Consider the following 24,523-nt stretch of genomic DNA (forward strand, 5'->3'; position numbering starts at 1 on the left):
TGGTGTGGTCGGGGTTACTTGCCTGCGGCCGTCATGGAGGTGACGGCGTCGGTGACGGTGGCGCGGTAGTTGCCCAGGTGGGGGTTGAGGACGCGGGTGTCGCTGGTGAGCGGGAAGTTGTGGGTGGCGGCGAGGGGCATGTTGGTGTCGTCCTGGTCGGCGAGGACGTTGAGTTCGTTGATGTCGGGGGTGGTGCCGGTGGTGGCGCCGCCGGGGTTGAGGTCGATGACGGCGTAGGCGTTCTGGCCGGCGGGGACGGGGAAGCGCTGGGTGCCGCTGGCGAGTACGGGCCGGATGTTGTTGCTCTGGTCGCGGGCGGTGGAGTTGCCGAGGTTGACGCCGGGGGAGGAGCTGAGGCTGCAGGCCTTGGTGCCGGTGTTGTGGACTTCGATGACCCGCTGGCTGGGCGCTCCGGGGCGTGCGGTGACGTGGATGGAGAGGTTGTTGATGTCGCACGGGCTGGCGTCGGCGGGGGCGGGGGCGTTGCCGGTGCCGGGTCGGGCGCTGGTGGAGGGGCTGGTGCCGGACGGCGTGTGGGGTGCGCCCGTGGGGGTGTGCGAGGCCGGGCCCGTGGCCGGGGCGGTCGGTGCCCCGGTTGCGGGGGCCGCGCCGGTGGGGGCGGGTGTGACGGCCGCGGTGGTGGGGGAGGCCTTCGGGCCGGCGGCCGGGTCGGTGTTGTCGGGCCCGCAGGCGGTCAGGACGAGTCCGGCGCCGACGGCGAGGACGGCGGTGACGAGCAGCGGGCGACGGCGGCGGACGGACATGGTGGCTCCCCGATGGCGGTGCGTGCTGGCTTGCTGGACACCCACCATGACGGTCGGTCAGTGACTTTCGGTGGCACGTGTGGCGTCACAATCACCAGGACATCGCGAGGATCGGACTGTGACAATCGGTCGGGGCGCCGCGGGTTGACACGGCGTACTTCGGGCCGGTCAGAGCCAGCCGTTCTGGGCGGCCTTGATGCCGGCCTCGAAGCGGCTGCTGGCGTTGAGCCGCTCCATGATGGAGGCCATGTGGCGGCCGACGGTGCGGGAGGAGATGCCCAGGCGCTGGCCGGCGGTGTCGTCGGTGAGACCGTTACCGAGCAGGCGCAGCAGTTCGCGCTCGGTGGCGGTGAGTCCGGTGGTGGGGTCGCCGGGGGAGGCGGCGCCGAGCGGGACGGCGGTGTTCCAGGCCTGCTCGTAGAGGTCGAGCAGGGCGGTGAGGATGCCGGGTTCGGTGACGTGAAGTGCGCCCTTGCGGTGGTCCTCGGGGTCGATGGGGACGAGGGCCTCGCGGCGGTCGGCGATGACGATGCGCTGGGGGATCGTGGGGGCGGTGCGGACTTCGCCGCCCTGGCTGAGCAGCCAGTGGGCGTATCCGGTGACGTGCGGCTGGTGGCGGGTGGAGTCCTGGTAGAGAGTGCGGATGGTGATGCCGCGGGCGAGCGCGCCGGCGTCGCCGGGGCGGGAGGAGTCGAGGTCCTCGGGGTGCTGGTTTCCGGGCTGGCTGCTGAGGGCTTCCGTGGTGGTGGTGCGGCTCATCTGTTCCAGGCGGTGGTGGACGGCGTCCATGCCCAGCAGGCGTTCGCCGTGGGCGGCGTGGTGTTCGGCGCGCTCGGCGACCATGCGGGTGACGGCGGCGCGGGACGCGGCGAGGGCGGCCTGGCGGGCGGCGAGGTCGGCTTCCTGACGGGCGAGCATCTCGGCGAGGCCGACGGCCGGGTCGACGGCGCGCATCCGGCCGGGGTGGTCGGCGGAGGCGCGCACGAGCATGAGGGCGCCGAGTTCGTCGAGGCAGTCGTGGACCTGGGTGGCGGTGGTCGCGCAGCGCCCGGCTATCGCTTCGACGTCGTCGGCGGGGTGGTCGAGCAGGGCTTGGTAGACCTGTTCGGCGCGGGCCGATAGTCCAAGCGCCTGCAACATGGTGTCCCCCTTGTGTGATGATCCGTGAGCTCTCGTGGCTGTGACAGCACACGAAGCTTCATGATCCTTTCATGGGATGACACGGCCCTCAAGGTCGAATATCCGGCCTCGACGGCAGGCCGCGCCACCCAGTTCTGGTCATGTCCATGACGGCCTGTCCGGAGTCGGACAGGCCGGTTGGCGACACCCGCAAGGCCTTCCGAGCAGCCCCCCGACCGGCAAAGCTAGTGATCGCCGCCAGGAAGACAGCCCGGACGGCAGCCGGACGGAGCGTCAACCGCGGGACGCACCGATCGGAGAAATCCCTTCGTGTCAGCAACAGTTGAGGACAGCCGATCGTGATCCAGAACCGTATCGCCAAGGCCGCCGCGGCCATCGCCATCTCGCTGGGCGCGCTGCTCGCCGCCCCCGCCGTCCTGTCGGTGAGCACCCCGGACACCGCCGTCAACGCCAGCTTCGGCTGGGGCGGCTGACCCGCGGATGGACGTCATCTACGCCGCCCTGCACCGCAGGCAGAGCGCCGGGCCGGTCCCGTCCGGCGAGGCGGCTGGGGCGGCTGAGGCGGCCGAGGTGGCCGAGGTGGACAAAGCGGGCGAGGCGGCCGAGGTCCGCGCCGTCCTGTGGGCCCACGCCCGCCCCGACGACGGCCTCCAGCACATCACTGTCCGAAGCGAGGCCGACCGCGTCGACCTGCTCGTCTACCTCGCCAGCCGTGACCCCGCCGTCGACCAGGACACCCTGAGCCGGGCCCACGTCCTGATCGCCCGAGGCCACCAGGCCTCCCCCCTGATGCGCCGGCGCTACCAGCCACCGGCGCCCCCCGGCTGCTGAACCCACGCCGCCGCTGAACCCGCAGTACCGCTGCGCCCGCACGACGCTGTCCGGCATCCGACGCCGTCTCGACCTCGCAACCCGCAACCAGCAAGAGGAGTTCCGCCATGCCTTCGTCCACGCTGTCCACGCTGTCCAGGCTCGCCCACGTCGCCCTCGCCGCCTCCCTCGCCGCTTCCGGTGCGATAGCCGCGACGGCCGTCACCACCACCGCGGCTCACGCGGCCACCGCCGCTGTCTCCGCCTCGTCCTCGATCGACGGCAAGGTCACCCGCAGTGAGGTCATCCAGCGGGCGCAGTACTGGCTGGGCAAGTCGATCCCCTACAACCAGGGCGGCTCCTACCCGGACTCCAGCGGCCGCAACTACCGTACGGACTGCTCGGGTTACGTCTCCATGGCCTGGCACCTGGGCGCGAGCCCCAACACCCAAGGCATCGCGGACTCCTACACCTACGAGATCCCGCGCAGCGAGCTCAAGGCCGGCGACGTCCTCAACAGCTACTACAACCACGTCCTCCTCTTCGAGAAGTGGGACGACGCCGCGCACACCACCTTCTCGTACTACTCCTTCGGTTCCACCCCGGTGAAGCACGTCACCGGCGCGTCCATCAACGGCACCCTCGACTCGCACCCCAACAGCGAGTACAAGGCCCTGCGCTACAAGAACATCGTCGACGACGTCCAGACCCGGGCCACGAAGGCCGGCGTGTACCACTCGTCCACGCAGACCTTCTACGAAGGCGACAACGCGGGTTCCACGCTGGGCTCGGCGAAGTTCGGTAACGCGGGCTGGACCCCGCTGGTGGGCGACTGGAACAACGACGGCGTCGCCAGCGTCGGCGCGTACGACCCGGCCACCGCGACGTTCTACCTCAGCAACGACAACAGCACCGCCGCAGTGACCGCGAAGTTCGGCAACCCCGGCTGGATCCCGCTGGTCGGTGACTGGAACGGCTCCGGCAAGGACAGCGTCGGCGCGTACGACCCCGCCACTGCCACGTTCTACCTCAGCAATGACAACAGCACCGCCGCAGTGACCGCGAAGTTCGGCAACCCGGGTTGGATCCCGCTGGTCGGCGACTGGAACAAGGACGGCAAGGACAGCATCGGTGCCTACGACCCGGCGACCCAGACCTTCTACGAGAGCAACGACAACAGCACCGTCGCGGGCTCGGTGAAGTTCGGTAACGCGGGCTGGACCCCGCTGGTCGGCGACTGGAACAACGACGGCGTCACCAGCATCGGTGCCTACGACCCGAACACCCAGACCTTCTACCTCAGCAACGACAACAGCACCACCGCCACCAGCTTCGTCTACGGCAGCCCCGGCGACGTCCCGATCGCCGGCCGCTGGTAGTCCGCCCCCAACCGACACGAGAGGAAGTCAGTCGAGCATGCCCGAGAACAAGTCGACCGCCCGTCAGACCGGTCACACCCGTCGCACCCGCTCGCTCGCCGCTGTCGCCCTGGGGGCGGCCGTCCTGTCCGTCGCCTCCCAGGCACCGGCCCAAGCCGCCTCGGTGGCCACCTGGGACAAGGTCGCCCAGTGCGAGAGCACCGGAAACTGGAGCATCAACACCAACAACGGCAACTACGGCGGCCTGCAGATCACACTGCCCACCTGGAAGGCCTACGGCGGCGTGGCCTACGCCTCCCGGCCCGACCTCGCCTCCAAGAAGCAGCAGATCCTCGTAGCGGAGAAGATCCTCGCCGGCCAGGGCCCGGGTGCCTGGCCCAACTGCAACGCGGGCCTGAGCACCGACCACGCCAAGCCGTACTCGGACCGGATCGGCGCGTACGACCCGGCGACCCAGACCTTCTACGAGAGCAACGACAACAGCACGGTTGCGGGCTCGGTGAAGTTCGGTAACGCGGGCTGGATCCCGCTGGTCGGCGACTGGAACGGCGACGGCGTCGCCAGTGTCGGCGCGTACGACCCCAGCACCGCCACGTTCTACCTCAGCAACGACAACAGCACCACCGCCGTGACCGCGAAGTTCGGCAACCCCGGCTGGATCCCGTTGGTCGGCGACTGGAACAAGGACGGCAAGGACAGCATCGGCGCGTACGACCCGGCCACCGCCACCTTCTACGAGAGCAACGACAACAGCACCGTCGCGGGCTCGGCGAAGTTCGGCAACCCGGGGTGGACCCCGCTGGTCGGCGACTGGAACGGCGACGGCGTCACCAGCATCGGCGCCTACGACCCGAACACCCAGACCTTCTACCTCAGCAACGACAACAGCACCACCGCCGTGACCACCAAGTTCGGCAACCCCGGCTGGAAGCCCCTCGTCGGAGACTGGAACGGCTCCGGCAAGGACAGCGTCGGCGGCTACGACCCGGCCACCGCGACGTTCTACCTCACCAACGACAACAGCACCGCCGCCGTGACCACGACGTTCGGCAACCCGGGCTGGATCCCCCTCAAGGGAAGCTGGTAACCGCTCACCGACCGGCTCACCTGGACGCGAACCGGGGCCGACGGCGGGACTTGAGGACCGCGGCCTGACAACGCCGCGCACACCGGGCGGCGGCCTGCACCACGAGGTGCAGGCCGCCGCTTTTGGCGCGAGACTGGACGGTCAGACAAGGGAGGGCACCGATGTTGACCGATACGTCGACCAGCGCCGGCAGGGCGGTCCTGCTTCATGACCGGTACCCCACGCTGGAAGAACTCGCCGACACAGCACACCTGCTGGCCGCCAGACACCCGGAGCTCTGCCGCGCGCGCCCCGTCGGAACCTCCCGCGCCGGCCGGCCGCTGGTGCTCCTGACGATCGGCCACGCCGCCGCCACCGCCAACGTGCTGATCGTGACGGGTGCGCACGCCGACGAGTTCTCCGGCCGCGCCGGCATCGTGGAACTGGCCCACCGCGTCCTCGCGCAGCCGTCTCTGCACCAGGCGGTGACCTGGAACTTCCTGCTCTGCCTCGACCCCGACGGAGCACGCCTCGCAGAGGCCGGCGCCGGCACCCGAAGCCTGCCCGAGTACTTCGAGCACTACTTCCGCCCCGCCGCCGAGGAGCAGCCCGAGTGGGCGCCGGCGATCGGCGGGAGACTTCCCGAGAGCCGGATCCTCCTCGACCTGATCGACGACCTCCGGCCGTCCCTCCAGTTCTCCCTCCACAGCGCCGACGTCGGCGGGACCTTCCTCCAGTCGACCTGCGATCCGGCCGGCCTCGCCGAGCCGTTCGCGAACTCCGCCGCCGGACTGGGGATCCCGGTCGAGACCGGCCCCTACGACGCCTTCTGGCTGCGCGAAGCGGGCCCGGGCGTCTTCATGATGGCGCCGCACCACATCGACCAGCAGGAAAGCAGCACCGGAATGCTGGCGCCACCTCGCCCCGGCCAACCTCGCCCCGGCCAACCTCGCCCCGGCCAACCTCGCCCCGGCCAACCTCACACCGGCCAACCTCACACCGCCCAGCCCCAGCAGGAGACAGGAGGCGTCCGCGCCACCACCTGGTTCGCCCCCCAGCGCTACGGCGGCGAGACGGTCATCGTCGAGACGCCGGCCTGGGCCGGCGCCCACCTCGGGGACACCCGCCCGGCCGACGACCCCTACGCGCGCCTGACCGCCTGCGCCGGCCAGGTCCGGGAGCGAGGGCGCCTGCTCACCGACCTGATGGACGAAGCTCTGCCCCACCTGGACGACACCGCCCTGCTCCGGGCTGCGCGCACGCCGCTGACGGCAGCGCGACAACTGGCCCACGCATGGGACCCGCGGGCCGCCGGACAGCGCCTCCTCCACCCGACGCCCATGACGGAGGCGAAACTCGCCGGCATCGAACTGTGGGCCCACCGGATCCCGGTCCGCGCGGCGGCGCTGCTCCGCCGCGCCGCCGAGGCGGCCAAGGCACCCACCACACCGGCCACCGCCCGACTCGACCACCTCCTCCAGGACTGGTGCGCCCAGTACCAGCGGCGCTTCCAGCCGACCTGGCTGCCCGTCGCCCGCCAGGCCGAGCACCAGGCGAACACCGTCCAGGCCGCCGTGGCACTCAGCCGCCCGACGACGCCCGGCCCTCGGCGCGACCGGTAGAGCACTCCGCTGCCTCGGCACCGTGGTTGCGGCCGCCGGTCGAAGCCGCCTCAGCGTGCTGAGGGGCGGTCGGCTCCCAATGCCCGTCGCGTGGCGGCGGCGAGGAGTGTGAGGGGGGCCGGGGCGGCGTGGGCGGTGCGCCAGGCGATCACGTGGTCGGGACGGACCAGCAGGGCGCCGTGGTCGCCGATGCCGCAGGTGTCGGCGGGCCGTTCCGTTGCCGGGGCGATCCGGCGGGGCAGGAGTGCCGTGTCGAGGAAGGCGTTGTGCGGATCCAGCTCGCGTGCGGCCCGGATCCAGGGGTGTCCTTCGGGTCCGGCGAGAACCAGGTAGCGGCCGGCGCGGACCAGGTCGAGCGTGGAGCGGGGCCGGTCCGTGTCGGGGAGCGGCAGGTGCGGCAGCCGGGTGCCGGGCTCGCCGTGCCAGCGTTCCGGCTCGTCGGCCGCCGGGAGGGCGGCGGCCGGGTCGTCGCCGGGGACGGGGTAGCGGTAGCCGATGGCCACTGCCGCCTCGCTGAGCAGCGGGCGGTCCTCGATCGGGGCCCGGGCGCGGTCGCGGGCGCGCAGGAGTGCCTGGTCCACGGTGATCCGGCCCACTGCGCGGCGCTCGGTTTCGTAGTCGTCCAGCAGCTGCGGGTCGGCGTGGCCGCGCAGGACCGAGACGAGTTTGGTGGTGAGGTTCCAGGCGTCCTGGATGCCGGTGTTGGCCCCGAATCCGCCGGTCGGCGGGGTGACGTGGGCCGCGTCGCCGAGCAGGAAGACGCGGCCGGCGCGGTAGGAGTCGGCCAGCCAGCCGCCCATCTGCCAGGGCCGGTGTCCGGTGAGCGTGAAGTGCGATGGGGCCAGGCCGAGCGCGCGCGAGACGATGCCGCGGCAGCGCTGGACGTCGAACGCGGCTGGATCCGTGGTGTCGGGGTCGTAGGTCACCGACACCGTCCCGCGGTCCTGCGCCGTGTTCCAACTCAGGAACGCGTGCTCGGGTGGGCCGGTGAAGGCGAGGGCGAGCCGGCGGCCGTCGAGCACCTGACGCAGGTCGGCTTCGAAGCCGATCTCCATGACGTCCGCGACCACCTCGGTGCCGCTGCGGCCGATGCCCAGGTGCTCGCGGACGGCGCTGCCGTTGCCGTCCGCGGCCAGCAGGTAGTCGGCGGCCACGGTGTAGGTGGCGCCGTCGGCGCCGCGGATCCGGGCCACGGTGTGGTCGTCGTGGCGGCGCAGTTCGAGAAGGCGGTGGCCGAGGCGCAGGTCGGCGCCGGCCGCAAGGGCGTGGGCGCGGACGACCTCCTCCAGGTCGGCCTGTTTGACGAAGGCGCTGGGGCAGGGCGAGAGGCGGCTGAAGTCCGCTGCGGCCGGTAGCCGCCAGCGCCGCAGCTCCGGGCCGTTGAGCGAGGCGACCACCGCGGCGTGGTCGGCCGGTGGGAGTCGGTGCTGGACGGCGTAGACGTCCTGGTCGGCCCCGACCGAGCGGTAGGCCTCCATCGTTCGCGGATAGAACAGCTTGGCGCGCAGCCTGGTCGAGACCGCGGAGTGCTTCTCGACCAGGACGGGGGTGATGCCCCGGGCCGCGAGGAACAGGGCGGCCGAAGCCCCGACGATGCTGCCGCCCACGATCAGGACGGGGACGCGTGCGGGCGGTGGCGTCGGGGCGGCAGCGGACGAAGCGGTCCTGCTGTCGGCCCTGGTGGCGGGAGCGATGGGACCTGGCACGGGCATGGACCCTCCAAAGGAAACAGAACAGCTCTGTTCCATTATTGCCTGCTGGCGGCCCCCTAACGCAACAGGCCTGTATCGTTACCGGCGTGACCACGGAACTCCCCAGCCGCCGCGGGGGCCGGCAGCGTGACCCCGCCACCGACACGGCCATCATCGATGCGGTCCTCGGCATGGTCGCCTCGGGCGCCACCCTCACCGGCCTGTCGCTGGTGACCATCGCCAAGCAGGCCGGGGTCTCGCGCAACAGCGTCTACCGGCGCTGGAAGACCAAGGACGAGCTCTACCTCGACGTGCTGGAGACGATCAACGAACCGCGGCCCTTGCCGGCCGGCGCCGACACCCGCGCCGACACCCGCGCCGACACCCGCGCCGACCTCGCGGTCCTTCTCCAGGCCCTGGCCGAGCGCGTCGTCGACGAACGGGCCAGCAGCATGCTGCGCGCTCTCAACGCCGAGGCGGCAACCTTCCCGCGGCTGCACAGCCGTTACTTCGAAGAGATCGTCACTCCCCGCCGGAATGCCATGAACCATGTCCTGCGACGCGGCGTGGAACGAGGAGAGATCCGCCCCGACATCGACCTCGACCTGGTCTCCGAACTCCTCGTGTCCCCCCTCCTCGCCCGCATGGCATCGGGCAGCACCGACCAGCTGGACCCGGAACGGGCAAGCCGGCGGATCATCGACCTCGTCCTCGACGGTGCGGCGCCCGCGCCGAGCTGAGGAGAAGAGCGGACTGGGCCGCGGCCTCCGCCGCGCCGACACCGCCTCCACGTGCGCACGGGCGCGCCCGTCCGGCACCGCGTCGTTCATCGGCATCGGGTGCCGCCGGGACCGGGTGGGGCATTGCGTGCCAACTGCCTTGCTGACATCCTCAGTTGGCCGTACCGGTCCCGGCGGTCGGGCAGGCCCCGCACCGCGGGCGCGGCTCGTGCGGCTCGTACGGCTCGTGCGGCTTCGTGGCGGGGGCGGTGGGCGCAGCAGCAACAACGGTGGGCGGCGGTCGTGGTGCGTGCGCGGGGAGGCGGCGTGTGGGGTGTGGCAGCGCGTGCGGCGGTGCGTGTGGCGGCGGGGATGCTGGCGGTGGCGCTCCTGACCGGGGCGGTGTGGCTGGCCTGGTGGCTGAGCGCGGAGCGGATGGGCGCGGCCATGGGGCTGGGCCCGCCAGACGGCGTGGTGCTGGTGGACCGGTGCTACGAGGTGTCCGACAGCGAGGGCAACAGCGACGGCACCGACTGCCAGGGGCGGTTCACGCCGGCCGGCGCCTCCGCGGGCGAGGCCCGCCCGATCGTGGTGAACGGCACGACCGGCAAGCACCGGGCCGGCACCCGGCTCCCGGTGCGGCTGGTGCGGGGCGTGGCCTACGAGCCGTCGTCGGCGCCCGCCGTGAAGTACGGCATCGGCGCGGGCATGATTCTCGTACTGGGCGCGGTGCCGGCCGGCTGGCTGCTGGTCGGAGTCCGGCGTGGTGAGGCCCCGGAGGCCATGACCCTGGTGGTCGGCCTCCTCATCGGGCTTACGGCCGTGGCGGTCCTGGGCATCGTCGTCGGCTTGCTCGCAGGCCTCGTCGAACTGGCGCTCTGAGTGGGACCGGCGGGTGCCCCGTCCCGCCGAAGGCCGGGCCCGCGCCCCGGTGGTCGGTGCCCCGTCGGTTCGTTCTCCTCAGGGGCTATGGTGCGCGGGCCGTGGTCATTCCCCCCGTGTACGGGGCAGGGCCGTCGACGCGGTGCTCACCTGGTGATGTCGCCGTCCGGCACGTCCCGGACGGTGACCTCCTTGCCCTGTCGGCCCAGGATCTTGGCCACCACGTCACCGATCCCCTTCGCGTCGCCCGTCGGCTCGGGGACCGACCCGTCGGTGTACCGCTCGATGGCCTTCTGAAAGTAGGAGGGGTTCCAGGCCCCGACGGCCCCGCTGACGTCGACGGCCGCCACCCGTCGGCCACCGACGGCACGCTTGATGGCCGGCAGGACCTCGTCCGAGTAGTACTTCCCCGGGACCTGGAACAGGCTGGCATGGCCGCCGACCTTGCCGCCGTCCCGCAGGTAGACGGTGACGACCAGGCAGCTGGTCACCGACGGGTAGGTGATCGTCCCGTGCGGACCCACCTCGCCGACCTCGCCCTCCGTGATCGAGAGGGTGGTCGCGGGCGCGCCGGCCTGCCGGACCTCGGCCACCGGGCCGGACGCAGCGCCGGGCCCGGTGAGGTCCATGGTCCCGGTAGCCCTGCCGAACGCGGCCCTGACGGCCCTGACGGAGCCGACGGAGCCGACGGAGTTGAGGGAGCCGACGGAGTTGAGGGAGTCGACCGCCTCGGTGGGGGCCGGGCCGTACGCCTGCTTGCCGACCCCCGACCAACCGGCCGACGCTCCATCGCCCCCGCCTACCGCGCAGGCCGCCAACACCAGCACCGCGCCGACGGCCGGCCCGATCCTTCCCACGCACCGCTCGGACACCACGAACCTCATGACCCCACACCCCACGAATCCGGTCTGCACACACCCGCGCACGCACGCGGCGACACATGCTCCCGGGCACGAACGATCTCGTCAACCCAACACCCAACACCCAAGACCCAACACCCAACAACCGACGGCCGACGGCCGGCTGCCGGGGGTCACCGCCGCCGGTCGTGCAGCCGCCGGCAGCGGTCGCCGTGGTCGACCCGGCCGGGGGAAGGGAATCGGCTCCGATCGTCGCCGGGTCAGGCGTTGGGGGAGTCGGTGATCCACCGCAGGATGTCCTCGGCGACCTCCACCGGGGCACGGTCGGAGCTGGTGAAGGCCGTGGGGACGAGTTCGCGCAGTTCGTCGGCGTCCCGGACGGCTTCCTCGACCTGCTCCGCGCTCCAGCCGCGGGCGGCCAAACGGACGCGGCGGTCGTGGTCCGCGCAGTCCAGCCGCGCCCAGACGACCTCCGGGGCGTCCGGCACATCGGCCGCGGCGGCCTCCCACTCGGCCGGGGTGATGGGGCAGGACACCAGGACGGGCCCGCCTCCCCGCGCGAGCATGCCCGCGATCCGCACCCACAGGCGGTTGTAGTCGGGCCAGATGCCGGACGCGTCCGGGGAGGTGATGTCGATACCGAGCAACCGACCGTCGTCGTCGGGCAGTTCGTCGAAGTCGACCACCGTGACCGGCCGTTCCCGCAGCCGACCCAGAAGTGTCGACTTGCCCGCCCCCGGTGCCCCGGTGATCAACCGCACCACAGACCTGACCATGACGATTCCAGCCCCGCTTCCGTCGATGACCGGTACCCCGGATCCCGAGTGCCCAGCCGACCATAGCGGGACACCTGCCCCTCGTTCCTCAGGGTCCGGCCGCAAGCCGCCCTCCGGCGCCGCAACATCCGTGTTCTGTCGGCGAGTTCGCGCTGATCCGGTGACGAACCGGTCGGGGGCAAATCACCGATCGGGCTGCGCGTCCCGGCCGGGCTGGCGGAGACTGGTGCGCGGCACGGGGGCGGGGAAGCGGCGTGCCATCGGCTCGACGGTGCCTCCGTGACGTCAACGAGAGACAGGAGCTGCACATCCCATGAGCAAGCGCACCTCTCGCACAGTCGCGGCGGCCGTCGCCGCCGCCACGGCCGCGGCCCTGGCCGTGGGTTCGGCACCGGCGGCGGCCGCCAACCCTTACCCCGGGGGTATCTCGGTCGGGTCGCCGCCCATCGAGCCCGGTACCTACTCCAGTGAGCTCAAGGCCGCCAACGGCAACGGGGACAGCGTCTCCTTCGTCATCGTGGGGGACCTCACCCGTAACGAGAACATCAGGACGTACATGTTGCTCTGGAGGGCGGACTGGTCGACCGAACCACTCGCGCTGCTGCCGGGGGACGCCGGTGGTAGTCCGGTCGGGATCAACAACGCCCGTACCGTGGTGGGGACTTCCGCCGCGCAGGTCGGGGGCCGGCAGCACGCGGTGCGATGGACTTCCCCGTCCACACCGACCGAACTGCTTCCGCTGCCCGGCGACACGACGGCGGCCCCCGCCGCGATCGGTGACAACGGCACCGCGGTGGGGTCCTCCTGGGGCGCGGCGACCGCGAAGCACGCCGTTGCGTGGCCGCCGAGCGGTGCCCCCGTCGTCCTGCCGCCGCTGCCGGGTGACACCGAGAGCGAGGCCGTCGCCGTCAACAGCTCGGGTACGGCGGTCGGCTACTCGTACCCGGCCGGCGGTATCGTCTCCCGGCGGGCGGTGGCGTGGAGCCCCGATGGGACCGTCACCGCGCTCGACGTGCCGGCGGGCTACGTGACCAGCAGCGCGGCCCGCATCACCGACTCCGGCGTCGTGATCGGGGCCGGCCGGCCGGGCGGTGAGCCGGGCGCGGACCACGCCCTCGTCTGGAACGCCGCCGGCGCCGTCTCCGACCTGGGCGCGGGCAGCCAGGCGAAGGCCGTGAACAACGCGGGCACGGTGGTGGGCAGCCTGGGAGGACAGGCAGCGCGCTGGGCCGTCGACGGCACGCCTTTGCCGCTCGCGCCGACCACGCTCACGAGCGTCGCCACCGGTATCAACGACCAGGGCGTCATCGTCGGGTACACCAGTGACCCGTGGCCGGCCCGCGCCCAGCTCTACGCGCAGCGCTGGAACCCCGACGGGTCCGTCATCGCGCTTCCCGAGTGGTCGAAGGACTTCCCGTACTCCATGCCGTTCTTTGTCACCGACAGCGGAATCGTCCTGGGTGAGCTGCTCCTTCGAGGCCTCGCGGGCTACGGCAAGCCGTTGACCATCCGCTGGACCATGTAGCCCCTGCAACGGCCCCGCCCTGACCCGTGGGGTGTCACCCCGCTACCGGAGGAGCGTGTATCGGTGGGATGACCGATGTGCGAGGGACGGGTGCGCGGACATAGTCCTCGGGAGAGCGTTTCCGGGCGGCCGTGGTGCGCCCGGTCTTCGAAAGGGGCCTTTCTGTGCACACGTATGCGGACCTGGTGTTTCTCGACGGGCAGGTGGTCACGGTCGATGCGGAGTTCTCCGTCGCCTCGGCCCTGGCGGTGACCGGCGGGCTCATCAGTGCCGTCGGCGGGCGCGACGACGTCGCACCGCTCATCGGACCGGGCACCCGGGTCGTCGATCTGCGGGGGGCGACGCTGCTTCCCGGCATCAACGACTCGCATCTGCACGGATGTGCCTTCGGCATGGCGTCGCCGCCGCTCTCCCTCCACCTCGGCCACCCCGCCGTGTCCTCCCTCGCGGACGTGGCCGAGGCGGTGCGGGAGGCCGTCGGCCGGGTCCCGGGCGGGCAGTGGATCACGGGGCACGGCTGGGACACCGGCTACCTCGACGAGTGCGTCGCCGATCCGTCGCGGCTGCCCTCGCGGCGCGACCTCGACGCCGTGAGCCCGGACCACCCGGTCGTCCTGTACTCCTTCTCCGGGCACGCCACCTGGGTCAACTCCAAGGCGCTGGAGCTGATCGGGATCGACCGGCACACCGTCGCGCCGCCCGGCGGGGCCATCGTCGTGGACGAGGCGGGGGAGCCCACCGGGCTGCTCCACGAGGGCGCCCAGGACCTCGTCCAGAACGCGCTGCCGGCGCTCAGCCGACAGGAACGGACCGACGCGGTCAGGTCGGCCCTCGCCACGCTCGCCCGGCTCGGCGTGACCAGCTACACCGAGCCCGGGCTCGGCCCCGGCGGCGACGGCATCATGCGGGGCGCGCTCGGCACGGAGACCCTCGACGTCTACCGCCGGCTGCTGGCCGACGGTGAACTGACCGCCCGCGTCGGCGTCCTGCTCCTGCCCACCGGAATGGCCAGCACCACCGAGGAGTTCACCCGCGGCCTCGCCGCGCTCACGGCCGTCGGCGAACCCGGCGGGTCCGGCGTACCCGGCGCACCCTTCGAGCCCGCCGTCTCCGGCGGCGCCGATCCGCGCCGCCTCGCGATCCACGGCGTCAAGGTCTTCGCCGACGGTGTCGTGCCCAACATGACGGCCTGGATGCACGAGCCGTACGTCGGCGGCGGCTGCGGCTCGCTGTGCGTCGGCGGCCGGAGCGACACCGAGCGCAGTGCCGAGATCGCCGCCATCATCCGACACGCCCACGCCGCCGGGCACCAGGTGGGCGTCCACGTCACCGGCGACCGGGCCATCGACACCGTCGCGGACGCCTTCGCCGCGGCCATAGTCGAGCACCCGCGGCCAGATGCCCGCCACTACGTCATCCACGGCGACTTCCTCACCGCGTACGGCATGAAGGTGCTGGCCGCGCACGGCTTCGGCGTCAACATGAACCCCACCATCAAGTGGACCGTCGCCGACATGGAGGAGGACTTCGTCGGCGCCGAGCGAGCCGCCTACGCCTGGCCCTACCGGGACGCCATCGACGCCGGGGTGCGGGTCGCGAGCGGGTCGGACGCCCCGGTCACGTTCCCGGACTGGCGCCAGGGCGTGGCGACCATGGTGCTGCGCGAGTCGAAGGCCGACGGCCGGGTCAGCGGTCCCGAGCAGCGCATCGGTCTGGCCGAGGCGATCCGCACCTACACCATCGACGCGGCCTGGCAGGACTTCGCCGACGACTGGAAGGGCTCCCTGGAGGTGGGCAAGGTCGCCGACCTCTGCGTGCTGGACGGGGACCTGCTCGCCGCCGATGCCCACGACATCCCGGCGATGCCCGTCGTCCTGACCGTCGTGGACGGGCAGGTCGTGCACGACACCCTGCGCGATTGACGCAACCCGGGCACATGATCATCCTTGGATGATGGCAACACGGCGCGGCGGTGCGGACATCCTGGAGGCGGCCCTGCGCGTGCGCGAGGCCGCCAGGAGCGCCACGAGCGGTGCGGGCGGCGTCGACGCGGTCCTGGCGGCGCTGTCGGAGGTGGTGGAGTACGACCACGCCTCCCTGACCAGGTGGGATCCGCTGCGCCGGCGCCACACCACCCTGGCCGGGAGCTACCCGGACGACGCCACGGCCTACATCGAGACCCGCCTGCACCGCGACCCGGTGTTCCCGGTGCTCCGCAGGCTGGCCCGGGGCGCCCTGTGGCTCGGGGACGTTCCCGGGCGGCTCCTGGCGGCATCCCCGGGCTTCCGGGAGGTGCTGTGCCCCCTCGGTATCGAGGACGGCGTGGCCCAGTGCCTCTTCGCCGCCGACGGCCGGTACGTCGGCATGCTGAACGTCAGCACCCGCGGGCCGCGGCGCGCGCCCGATCCGGCGCGCGCCGTGGTCACCCTCCTCACCGAGGCCCTCGCGGCGGCCGTCACCGCCCACGCGGGCCCGCCACCCGAGGCGCTCGCCACGCCCGGCCCGGCCGCGAACGCGCCCCGGCCCGGCGGGCTCTCGCCACGCGAACTCCAGGTGCTGGCCGAACTGACCGCCGGCCGCACCAACCGGCAGATCGCCGAGCGCCTGCACATCACGCCCCGCACGGTGGGAACCCACATCGAGCACATCCTCGCCAAGCTCGACCTGCCCAACCGCGCGGCCGCGGCCGCCCGGGCCGCCGCCTGGGGCATCGGCCCCTCCCGCTGACACGGCCCCACCAGCACGAACCGCCTCACCCGCCCCGCAGACGCACGCCCGCCCCAGCCGGGCCAGGCCGGGCGGACGTGTGCCTACGGCCGGTACTGCTCGGCGAGGTCGCCGTAGCCGCCGGCCGTTCAGACCGCCTTGCGGAAGTCCGCGAGGACGAGTGCCTGGGTGCCCTGCCCGGCGGTGGGCGGGAAGTGAGCGGTGCCGCACCGGGCGCAGTACCAGGCCTGGTTCCAGAGCCGCTCGGCCTGCGGCCGGCCCTCCAGACGCCGCCGTCGGCTGAGGAGGAGCGCGGTCGCACCCGCCAGCAGGGCGATCGCGGCGGCTAGGATCACGACCCCCAAAGCGGGACCAGGGCGTCGTTCGCGTCGGCGAGCGGGGCCGTCCTGGTCGACCGCGCGACACCTCAGCCCGAAAGAGCCGTTCTTGAGTGCCGCTCACCCCCTGACGCGCCTTGCCGTGACCGCAGCGACCCTCGCCGTCCTGGCCAGTTGTTCGTCCTCGCACGGCAAGGAGCCGCACCGGCCCGGAGTCGAAGCCGCCACTCGGCTCGGCCCAGGCGAAGGCCCGGACCTACCGCCCCCGGCTGGCACGGCAGCACCCTCCAGCGCCGCCCCGAGCGTGGGGAGTCCGGCGGACTGGCCCACCGAGCCGGTGGCCGCCGCCGAGGCTCCGACGGTCAGGAGCCAGGTGATCGAGCCCGGGTACACCGGCGAGTCGTATCTGAACCACCTGGCCACCACCTGGGGCATCACCATGAAGGCCCGGGAGAAGGTCGACTTCCCCGGCCGGCCGACGGTCTGGCACGCCTCGGGCGTCAAGCAGGACGGGAACACCGCGATGTGGATCGCCGCGGCGTGGACCATCGACGGCGACTTGACGACCTGGTCCTGCCACGTGACGGCCACCGCCGCGAAGCAAGCCGATTTCCTCCATGATTGTGCCGGCCTGGATCACCCAGGAGCGGAACCGGAGTCCACCAAGACCTGGCTGGACGCCATGAAGCCCAGAGTGGACACCGCCTTCGCCGCCGGGCCCCCATCGACAGCCCGCTCCACCGCTCCGGCCCGGTGGCCTTCATGCTCCAGAAGGGACCCGACGGCACGTACAGCGGCGACTACTACGAACTGCGGACCTTCGGCGTCGGTTCGAGCTGATCGGTTGACTCGGTGTGGAGGAAGCGGGTGTACCGGGGATCGGAGGCACTCTCCATTGAGCGGAGCGCGCGGCGTCGGGCCTGCGGGGAACCGCCCGGGCAGGACGCCGTTCTGGTGCCCGGCGCCGTGCCAGCCTGCTGTTTTGCGGTCTGTGCGGTCTGCTCACGAGTGGCGTGCCGCCCCTGGTGTTTCGGTGGTGGGTCACTTGCATGAGGCGCCTTCGTGTTTGATCGAAGGGGATGGGTGGAGAACCCGTGCTGGCGCCGCGTCGGCCACTGCCACCTGGAAGGGCGACATCAAGTCTCAGATGTTGAAAAGGCGTTCAGCGTTGGTGTGTGCGATCTTGTCGCGGTCCTCGGGGCTGAGCGGAGCGGTTTGCAGGAACGTGGCGTGTTGGACGGGGTCTCCGAAGGGATAGTCCGTGGAGAACATCAGCCGGTCGGCTCCGAACACCGTCAGCGCACATTGCAGGGGAGCGACGGTGGTGTACCCGCTGATCGTGAGGTGGACGTGGGAGCGCACCGTGTCGGCGACGGACTCGTGCCCCGGCCGCAGACGGCTGAGGACCTCATCGGCACGCAGCAGGGAGAACGGCAGGTTCTCCCCCATGTGCCCGACAATGACCTGCAGACGCGGGTGCCGGTCGAACACACCGCCCAGCACCATGCGCAGGACGTGCATCCCGGTCTCGGCGTGCCAGCCCCACCCTGCTGTCACCAACAACGCAGCGACAGCCGGGTCGAGACCTGCTCCGTATGCCTTGATGACAGCAGCCGGCGGATATGTCGGGTGCAGGTATACGGGGACCCCGAGCTCCTCCGCCGCCGCGAGGACCGGTTCGAACTCGGCGCTGTCGAGGAATCGGCCACCGGTATGGCCGTTGATGATGACTCCGCAGAACCCCAGATCGCGCACCGCACGGAAGGCTTCGGCTGCGGCGGCTTCAGGGACGGGCATGGGCAGACTCGCCAGCGCGCGGAATCGCCCCGGGTACTGCCGGATCGCCTCTGCCGCCCGGTCGTTCAGCGCCCGCGCCAGGTCAACCGCACGCGGACGAGGTACTTCCTGAGCGGCCGGAGCGACCACCGACAGCACCTGGACATCGATGCCGGCCGCATCCATGACCGCTATCCGACCCGCGCCGAGATCCGCCAACGGGCCCGCCGCAGCGGGTGGCAGGCCATACCCGGCCATCACCTCCTTTCCGTGCTCGGACGGCAGGAAGTGCTCTTCGACGGCGATCATTCGCACGCGTTCCTCGTTTCCTCGACGACGGCGGCCGCGCAGGCCCGCGCAGGCCCGCGCAGGCCCGCGCCGGCTTGCGCCGGCTTGCGCCGGCTTGCGCACCGAGTATCCGGATCGGCCCGGATCGGTCGCAACGAGTCCGCGGGCGTATGCCGGATACCGCGCGAGAGAGAGCCCGGATGCATGGAATCCATCGACTCCACCCGCGCACTCGCCGCCGACCCCGGCCCGGACCTCGAACTGCGCGCCGAGCTGCTTCGGGAACTGGCCTCCTGCACCTCGCCCGCGCCGGGCTCTCCTCTCCCGGCCCCCGGACCGTCCCCAAGCGATCCCCCCTGCCGCTGACCACCCCCCCGCAGTGCGGCGACGAGCTCGCCCACGGACACGGCACGCGTCACCGCCGCTGCCGCTGCCACGGCTACGGCCCGGCCCGGCCCGGCCTGGCCCGGTCTGGGCCTCGGCCACTCAGCGGGACCGGGAGAACCCGCCGGATGCCGCACGGTTCTGCGGCACGGCCTCCGGGGCACGATCGTCACATGCGAATCCTCGTTCTCGGCGGGTCGGTGTTCCTCGGCCGCGCCTTCGTCACGGAGGCCCTGGCCCGGGGCCACGAGGTCACCGTGTTCAACCGAGGCCGTTCCGGACCCGACCTGCCGGGCACCGTGACGGTGCGCGGCGACCGCCACAATGCCGGTGACCTGGCCGCGCTGGTCGAGCGGGCGCCGGGCCCCGACCGGGCCTGGGAGGCGGTGATCGACACCAGCGGCCAGCAGCCGCACGCCGTCGCCACCTCGGCCCGGTTGCTGCGCGAGCACGCGAGCCACTACGTCTTCGTCTCCTCGGTCCACGCCTTCGCCCGATGGCCCGACCGGCCGGTCGACGAGGACTCGCCGCTGCACGACTGCCCGGCCGACTCGCCGCCCGGCCTGCCATTCAGCACCGCGCTCAAGGCGGGCTGCGAGCGGTCGGTGCTCGAACAGTTCGGCGCCGATCGATCGACCGTCCTCAACTGCGGTCTGCTGATCGGCCCGCACGAGAGCATCGGGCGGCTGCCCTGGTGGTTGGAGCGGACGGCGCGCGGCGGGCGCGTGCTGGCCCCCGGCAGGCCGGACCTGCCGATCCAACTGGTCGATGCCAGGGACTTCGCCGCCTTCGGGCTGGACCTGGGGGAACGCGGCGTCGGCGGCCGGTTCGTGACCACCTCGCTGCCGGGGTCGAGCACCTACGGCGAACTGCTCACGGCCTGTGCGGCGGCCAGCGGTTCGAACGCCGAACTGGTCTGGGTTGAGGACCAGCGGCTGCGCGCGGCCGGCGTCCGGCCGTGGAGCGAACTCCCACTCTGGTACCCGGAGTTCGATGACAGCGGGAGCGCCGGCGCGATCTGGCGGGCGGACTCCCGGGCAGCTGCGGCGGCCGGGCTGCGCTGTCGCCCGCTCGCCGAGACGGTGCATGACACCTGGGCCTGGCTGCAGGAACGCGGCCCGGGCGAGGAGCCCTACACCCAGGGTCTACAGGGCGACGTGCTCGGCATCGATCCGCAGAAGGAGCGCCGGATCCTGGCGGGCGAACTCTGACGGCGAACCCTGGCGGGCCCGCCGAATTCCCATCGCGGCGGCGGCCTGGGCCTGCCATGATGGCCCGCCATGGCCTACGAACTGTTGCTCATCGGTGGTGGTGCGGGCGTCGGAAAGACGACGGTCGGCTGGGAGGTGTCGGCAGTGCTGCAGGAGACGAGCACGGCGCACTGCCTGATCGAGGGCGACTTCATGGACCAGATCCACCCCGCCCCCGTCGGCGACCCCCACCGCTCGGCGATCACCGAACGGAACATCGCCGCGCTCTGGTCGAACTACGCGGCGCTCGGCCAGCACCGCCTCATCTACACCGACACGGTGAGCATCCTCGAAGCGCCGATGATCAGCCGGGCCATGGGCGGCCGGGGGACCAGAGCCACCTGCGTGCTGCTCACTGCCGAGGAGGCGACCGTGCGCGGGCGTCTCGCCCAACGGGAGATCGGATCCCAACTGAGCGCCCACATCGAGCGCAGCCTGCGGATGGCACGACAGTTGGACGAGCAGGCCCCGGCCGGTACGGTCCGCATCCCGACCGACGGCCGATCGGTTCAGGACATCGCCGCGCACGTCCTCCGGACCGCCGCCTGGTAGCCGGGGACGGGCGTCCTCTCGGTGCTGCCGTTCGAAGGCCGCACCCAGCGCCGAGAGCGGACACCCGGTGCCGAGAACGGACACCCAGCGCCGAGAACGGACACCGGGCACCCCGCTACGACGTCGGCAGGACCGTCCGGCGCCCCGAGGTGCTGAGACGTCGGCGGCCCCGGAAGATCCTGACGGACGGAGAACGCGCTCAGTTCGGGCAGATGCCGCGGGTGTGGTCGACCGTGGCGGCGGCCTGCGAGTAGCGCCACTCGGGTGCCAGCAGGTTCGCGTCGAGCTGGGCGGCCGCGTCCGGGCTCTCCACCAGGTAGCCGAAGTCCTGCAGCCAGGCGGGGTAGAGGTTCTTCGAGCCGACGAAGAACGCCGAGCCGTCGACCGCGACGACCTTGTGGTGCAGTGCGTACGGGTGACCGTCGGCCCAGGTCGCGGTCGGCGCCGCGCGGAAGGAGGCGAGCTGGAGGTTCCGGCACATGGTGGCCCTCGCGCCGGACGCGTCGCCGGTCCGGGCCGCCAGCCGGGCCTGGAGCGCGTCGCTGATCTCGGAGAGGGATTTGATCTGCGAGTAGCCGCCGCTGCCGACCGTGCCGCGGTTGGCCGGGTCGCTCACCACGATGCGCACCTTCACGTCGGCGGCGAGCTTGGCGGCGAGCAGGTCGTAGAGGCGCAGGTCGTAGCGCGGCAGCGGCGGGCAGGTGCCGTTCAGGTCCTGCTGGGAGATCTCGATGTGGCTGGTGGCGCCGGCCACCAGGGCCCGGAGCGCGCTCTCCTCGGGGTTGACCGTCTCGTAGTCGCGGTCGTCGTTGGTGTTGTCGTGCAGGGCGACGAGGCCGCACTTGGCGTCGGCGGCGGCCGGCAGGTCCGGCTGGTGGGTGGAGGCCGGGTCTGCGCTCCGGATGCCGACGCCCAGGCCGCCGATCGCGATCACCGGCAGGTTGCCGGTGGCCGGCACCGGGCCGGGGTTGGCGTCCTTCTCCAGGTTCGGCAGGCAGGGCGCGCCGTTGCTGGAGGCGAACCAGGCGCTCGACAGCACTCCGGTGTTCTTGCAGGTCCAGCCCCACAGGGTGTCGAGGTAGGAGCCGGCCGAGGCGGCGGCGGGGCCGGTCAACGCGAGGTCGACGTCGGACACCGGGTGGGTGGTGTCGATGTAGTCGTCCTTCCAGTTGTTGATGCCGCCGGTGATCACGCTGCGGCCGTCCACCACCAGCAGCTTGGAGTGGTTCCAGGACAGGGCGGTCCTCGAGGTGGTCATCGAGGCGACGTTCAGCGTGACGCCGGCGGCGGCCGGGCCGAGCCGGGCCAGCAGGTCGTCCCGGTAACTGGTCGGCAGCGCGGTGATGTTGTAAAGGGGGGCGGCCCCCACCAGGACCCGCACGGTCAGCTTGTTGCCCGCCGCCACCGAGGCCTTCAGGCCCGAGACGATCGCGTCCTGGAACGCGCCGTCGGGGAACGGCGCGAGGGTGGAGATGTGAGGCCCCTTAAAAATACCCGATAGTAACTTGAGGGCATGTCAGGGGCCTGTCGGGATCCGCCCGCTGGGGCTGACGGCCCGGCTGCGCCGAGATCGCTCGTCGTCGGCAGGTGTCCGGAGATGGGGAGGAATTTCTTTCCGACCGCCTGCAACCTTTGGCCGGGCTCCACGTCTATGACAGTGAGAAGCGGGGCCGTGGTCGCCCCCGGCCGCACACAAACCTGCTGCGGCCCGTTCGCCATCAGTCATTCAGTCATTCAGTCATTCAGTCATTCAGTCATCAGTCATCAGTCATCAGTCATCAGTCATCAGCGCGCTGCTGCGGCCTGCCCGCAGAACGGTTTCAGGGGAGAACTGTGTCCGCCATCGTTCATGTTCGTCGTACCCGTCGTGCCATCGTCGTCGCCGCCGCCCTCGGTGTGGCCGCAGTCTGCGGATCGGTCGTGGCCGCCGCCCCGGTGGCCTTCGCGGGAGAGCCGTCGCACACCTCGCTCTCCGTCCAGGCCCCGGCCTCGGTCGGATTCGCCGGTGGGCCGGTCGAGTTCACCGAGGACATCACCAACTCGGGCCAGGAGAGCACCGGTTACAACCTGGAGCTGCAGACCGTCACCGAGGTCGGAACGCCGCCGGACGCGATCGTCATCGACTACAGGGACCCGGCCGACGGTACGTGGAAGTCGGTGCCGCTGGTGATGACCGGCACCTCCGGAGGCGTCGTGTACGACGGGACGGTGCCCGGGCTCACCGTCCCGGCCGGGGGGACTCTCAGGGTCGACCTGCGGATCGGCGCGCCGATGGGCCTGCCCCACAACGGCGCCACCAACGGTGGCTTCCGGTCCATCGCCCTGCGTTCCGCCGTCGTCGTCGACCCCCACGAGGCGGCGCAGGCCGAGGTGACCCGCACGATCAAGGTCACCTCGATCACGAGCTCGCTCGACCACGTGCCCGCGACCGCCGTCGCGGGCGGCGCGCCGGTCGAGTTCGACGCCACCCTCGACAACCCCACGCCGTCCGACTACACCAACCTCGGTAACGTCCTGTTCGTGGACCGGTACGCGACCGTGCAGGTGCGTACGGCGGACGGGGCCTGGCGGACGCTGGACAAGGTGGCCGGAATCGCGCCCGACGACCCCTACGGCGTGTACCTCCAGGGCCGTGACTCCAGCCTCCGATCGGGTGACACGGCCGTCGCCCGGGTGCGGGTGTCGTACGACGCGAAGACTCCGGCGGGCACCACCACGCTCGGCCCGTGCGTGTTCGTCAACGAGGGCCAGCCGTTCCGGGGAACCACGGACTGCGGTGCCCGCTCGACGATTCAGGTCCTGCCCGCCGCCACGAAGGCGCCCGGGCCGAGCCCGTCCTCCTCCTCGGCGCCGTCGGCCCCGGCCGGCGCCGCCGTGCCGGTCTCCGCGTCCTCCCCGAGCGCCCCGGCTCCGGCGGAGCCGTCCACCACCTCCACCGCGCCATCCACCCACCAGGCCCGCGTCGCCGACGCCGCGCAGCCTGCCGCGCCGTCATCCGTGCAGCTCGCCTCCACCGGGGCCGACCACACCGCGGGCCTCGCCTTCGGCGGCCTTGCCCTGACGGCCGCCGGGGCCGGCGCCCTCTGGCTGCGCGGGGTGCTGCGCCGGGCCTGAGCACGCGCGGCGAGACCGAACGCGAAGGAGCCCGCCATCCTCCCCGGGTGGCGGGCTCCAGCCGCGGGCGGCACGTCGGGCGCGCGGCGTCAGCGCCGGCGCGCGGATGCGGGTGCTGGCCAGTACCCGCCCACCGAGGAGGCCCAGCCGGAGCTGCGGGCCGCTCTCTCCCGCCCGGACGCCGACGACCGGTCCGCCGCCTGGGCGGCCCTGTTCCGCGGGAACGGGGCCGCCCGGGGGAGCCGGTCAGCGTCAGTCGCAGTGCGGCAGGGACTCCTGGCTGCTGTCGTAGCTTCCGTTGGAGAAGTTCCACGTGACGGTCTGACCGTTGCAGTTGTGGCCGCCGGCGGTGAAGTTCCAGTTGCCGTGGTAGAGGCGGGTGTTCGAAACACCGGTCACCGGAATGTATCCGGAGTCCCACCACCACGAGCCGACGTTCGGCTGGGGCGAGCCCGTGTTCGAGTTGTAGTTCGAGCTGGACTTCACGTCGATCAGTCCGCCGTGCCAGTTGCCGTTGACGTAGTTGGTGTTCCAGAGGTTGATCTCGGTGTAGGCCTGCTTGCTGCAGGAGTTCCAGGCGAGGTAGGCCCGACCGATCGACTGGCCGCCGGCCACGATGGTGCGGGCAGGTCCGAGCACCTGGCCGCAGTCGGCCGCGCTGGCGGTTCCCGCTCCGACCGTGGCGAACGTGAGGCTGCCCGCGCTGGCGGTTCCCGCTCCGACCGTGGCGAACGTGAGGCTGCCCGCGATGACGGTGAGCACAGCCGAGGCCGCGCGCATACGCGTGCTGATCCGCATGACTCTCCTTGGGGAGAACTTCGAGGTGACTGTAGGTCACCCGTTGGCACCAATGCTTCCACCGGACGCGCACGCGGTCTATA

At 72.0% G+C, this 24,523-nt stretch carries 22 protein-coding genes; 13 read left to right on the forward strand and 9 right to left on the reverse strand.

The window, feature by feature from the left end; translation table 11 throughout:
* Positions 1-14: 14 nt before the first annotated feature.
* Complete coding sequence (locus AC07BF_RS21145) at positions 15-764, reverse strand: DUF4232 domain-containing protein (RefSeq protein WP_478333743.1); 750 nt, start codon at positions 762-764, stop codon at positions 15-17.
* A gap of 168 nt (positions 765-932) precedes the next feature.
* The gene (locus AC07BF_RS21150) at positions 933-1,904 is read right to left on the reverse strand and encodes a helix-turn-helix transcriptional regulator (RefSeq protein ID WP_363632735.1); all 972 of its coding nucleotides are present in this window, start codon (positions 1,902-1,904) and stop codon (positions 933-935) included.
* A 338-nt stretch (positions 1,905-2,242) separates the two neighbouring features.
* On the opposite strand from AC07BF_RS21150, the gene AC07BF_RS21155 reads away from it, so the two are divergent.
* The 5 genes from AC07BF_RS21155 (at position 2,243) to AC07BF_RS21175 (ending at position 6,781) form a co-directional block, all read left to right on the forward strand.
* Positions 2,243-2,377: a hypothetical protein gene (locus tag AC07BF_RS21155; RefSeq protein WP_363587130.1), complete on the forward strand. Its 135-nt coding sequence runs from the start codon at positions 2,243-2,245 to the stop codon at positions 2,375-2,377.
* A gap of 7 nt (positions 2,378-2,384) precedes the next feature.
* The gene (locus tag AC07BF_RS21160) at positions 2,385-2,735 is read left to right on the forward strand and encodes a hypothetical protein (protein WP_363632737.1); all 351 of its coding nucleotides are present in this window, start codon (positions 2,385-2,387) and stop codon (positions 2,733-2,735) included.
* A gap of 107 nt (positions 2,736-2,842) precedes the next feature.
* Positions 2,843-4,093: an NlpC/P60 family protein gene (locus AC07BF_RS21165; RefSeq protein ID WP_478333744.1), complete on the forward strand. Its 1,251-nt coding sequence runs from the start codon at positions 2,843-2,845 to the stop codon at positions 4,091-4,093.
* Positions 4,094-4,130: 37 nt separating this feature from the next.
* The gene (locus AC07BF_RS21170; protein ID WP_400806582.1) at positions 4,131-5,180 is read left to right on the forward strand and encodes a transglycosylase family protein; all 1,050 of its coding nucleotides are present in this window, start codon (positions 4,131-4,133) and stop codon (positions 5,178-5,180) included.
* 161 nt (positions 5,181-5,341) lie between these two features.
* Positions 5,342-6,781, forward strand: coding sequence for a M14 family zinc carboxypeptidase (locus tag AC07BF_RS21175; RefSeq protein ID WP_478333745.1), 1,440 nt, complete (start codon positions 5,342-5,344; stop codon positions 6,779-6,781).
* A 50-nt stretch (positions 6,782-6,831) separates the two neighbouring features.
* Here AC07BF_RS21175 and AC07BF_RS21180 read toward each other — a convergent pair whose 3' ends face one another.
* Positions 6,832-8,493 (reverse strand): FAD-dependent monooxygenase, encoded by a 1,662-nt coding sequence (locus tag AC07BF_RS21180; RefSeq protein WP_478333746.1) that lies wholly within the window; start codon positions 8,491-8,493, stop codon positions 6,832-6,834.
* An 86-nt stretch (positions 8,494-8,579) separates the two neighbouring features.
* Here AC07BF_RS21180 and AC07BF_RS21185 point away from each other — a divergent pair, with 86 nt between their 5' ends.
* A complete protein-coding gene (locus AC07BF_RS21185; RefSeq protein WP_478333747.1) occupies positions 8,580-9,212 on the forward strand; it encodes a TetR/AcrR family transcriptional regulator in 633 nt (210 codons plus the stop codon).
* A gap of 360 nt (positions 9,213-9,572) precedes the next feature.
* Positions 9,573-10,073 carry a hypothetical protein gene (locus AC07BF_RS21190; protein ID WP_400806574.1) on the forward strand — a complete coding sequence of 167 codons (501 nt, stop codon included), beginning with the start codon at positions 9,573-9,575 and terminating at the stop codon, positions 10,071-10,073.
* 146 nt (positions 10,074-10,219) lie between these two features.
* Here the strand turns inward: AC07BF_RS21190 and AC07BF_RS21195 are convergent, their stop codons facing one another.
* Positions 10,220-10,957: a hypothetical protein gene (locus AC07BF_RS21195; protein ID WP_478333748.1), complete on the reverse strand. Its 738-nt coding sequence runs from the start codon at positions 10,955-10,957 to the stop codon at positions 10,220-10,222.
* Between the two features lie 236 nt (positions 10,958-11,193).
* The gene (locus AC07BF_RS21200) at positions 11,194-11,709 is read right to left on the reverse strand and encodes an AAA family ATPase (protein WP_400806569.1); all 516 of its coding nucleotides are present in this window, start codon (positions 11,707-11,709) and stop codon (positions 11,194-11,196) included.
* A gap of 313 nt (positions 11,710-12,022) precedes the next feature.
* On the opposite strand from AC07BF_RS21200, the gene AC07BF_RS21205 reads away from it, so the two are divergent.
* From AC07BF_RS21205 to AC07BF_RS21215, 3 genes are all read left to right on the forward strand, one after another.
* Positions 12,023-13,234 (forward strand): hypothetical protein, encoded by a 1,212-nt coding sequence (locus AC07BF_RS21205; RefSeq protein ID WP_363587119.1) that lies wholly within the window; start codon positions 12,023-12,025, stop codon positions 13,232-13,234.
* 164 nt (positions 13,235-13,398) lie between these two features.
* A complete protein-coding gene (locus AC07BF_RS21210; protein WP_478333749.1) occupies positions 13,399-15,156 on the forward strand; it encodes an amidohydrolase in 1,758 nt (585 codons plus the stop codon).
* A gap of 28 nt (positions 15,157-15,184) precedes the next feature.
* Entirely contained in the window at positions 15,185-15,961 is a 777-nt protein-coding gene (locus AC07BF_RS21215) for a helix-turn-helix transcriptional regulator (RefSeq protein ID WP_478333750.1), read from the forward strand.
* A gap of 128 nt (positions 15,962-16,089) precedes the next feature.
* On the opposite strand, the gene AC07BF_RS21220 is transcribed toward AC07BF_RS21215, so the two are convergent.
* Both AC07BF_RS21220 and AC07BF_RS21225 read right to left on the reverse strand, forming a co-directional pair.
* Positions 16,090-16,296 (reverse strand): hypothetical protein, encoded by a 207-nt coding sequence (locus AC07BF_RS21220; RefSeq protein ID WP_400806564.1) that lies wholly within the window; start codon positions 16,294-16,296, stop codon positions 16,090-16,092.
* Positions 16,297-17,421: 1,125 nt separating this feature from the next.
* The gene (locus AC07BF_RS21225) at positions 17,422-18,363 is read right to left on the reverse strand and encodes an amidohydrolase family protein (RefSeq protein ID WP_478333751.1); all 942 of its coding nucleotides are present in this window, start codon (positions 18,361-18,363) and stop codon (positions 17,422-17,424) included.
* Between the two features lie 536 nt (positions 18,364-18,899).
* Here AC07BF_RS21225 and AC07BF_RS21230 point away from each other — a divergent pair.
* Positions 18,900-19,937, forward strand: coding sequence for an NAD-dependent epimerase/dehydratase family protein (locus AC07BF_RS21230; protein ID WP_478333752.1), 1,038 nt, complete (start codon positions 18,900-18,902; stop codon positions 19,935-19,937).
* A 69-nt stretch (positions 19,938-20,006) separates the two neighbouring features.
* Positions 20,007-20,528, forward strand: a complete 522-nt coding sequence (locus AC07BF_RS21235) for a hypothetical protein (RefSeq protein ID WP_478333753.1) — start codon at positions 20,007-20,009, stop codon at positions 20,526-20,528.
* A 199-nt stretch (positions 20,529-20,727) separates the two neighbouring features.
* Here AC07BF_RS21235 and AC07BF_RS21240 read toward each other — a convergent pair whose 3' ends face one another.
* Positions 20,728-21,933 (reverse strand): phospholipase D-like domain-containing protein, encoded by a 1,206-nt coding sequence (locus AC07BF_RS21240; RefSeq protein ID WP_478333754.1) that lies wholly within the window; start codon positions 21,931-21,933, stop codon positions 20,728-20,730.
* Positions 21,934-22,361: 428 nt separating this feature from the next.
* On the opposite strand from AC07BF_RS21240, the gene AC07BF_RS21245 reads away from it, so the two are divergent.
* On the forward strand, positions 22,362-23,642 hold the full coding sequence (locus tag AC07BF_RS21245) for a hypothetical protein (RefSeq protein WP_478333755.1): 1,281 nt from the start codon (positions 22,362-22,364) through the stop codon (positions 23,640-23,642).
* Between the two features lie 252 nt (positions 23,643-23,894).
* On the opposite strand, the gene AC07BF_RS21250 is transcribed toward AC07BF_RS21245, so the two are convergent.
* On the reverse strand, positions 23,895-24,440 hold the full coding sequence (locus AC07BF_RS21250) for a hypothetical protein (RefSeq protein ID WP_363587107.1): 546 nt from the start codon (positions 24,438-24,440) through the stop codon (positions 23,895-23,897).
* Positions 24,441-24,523 lie beyond the last annotated feature (83 nt).

Source organism: Kitasatospora sp. NPDC043950, assembly GCF_056435345.1.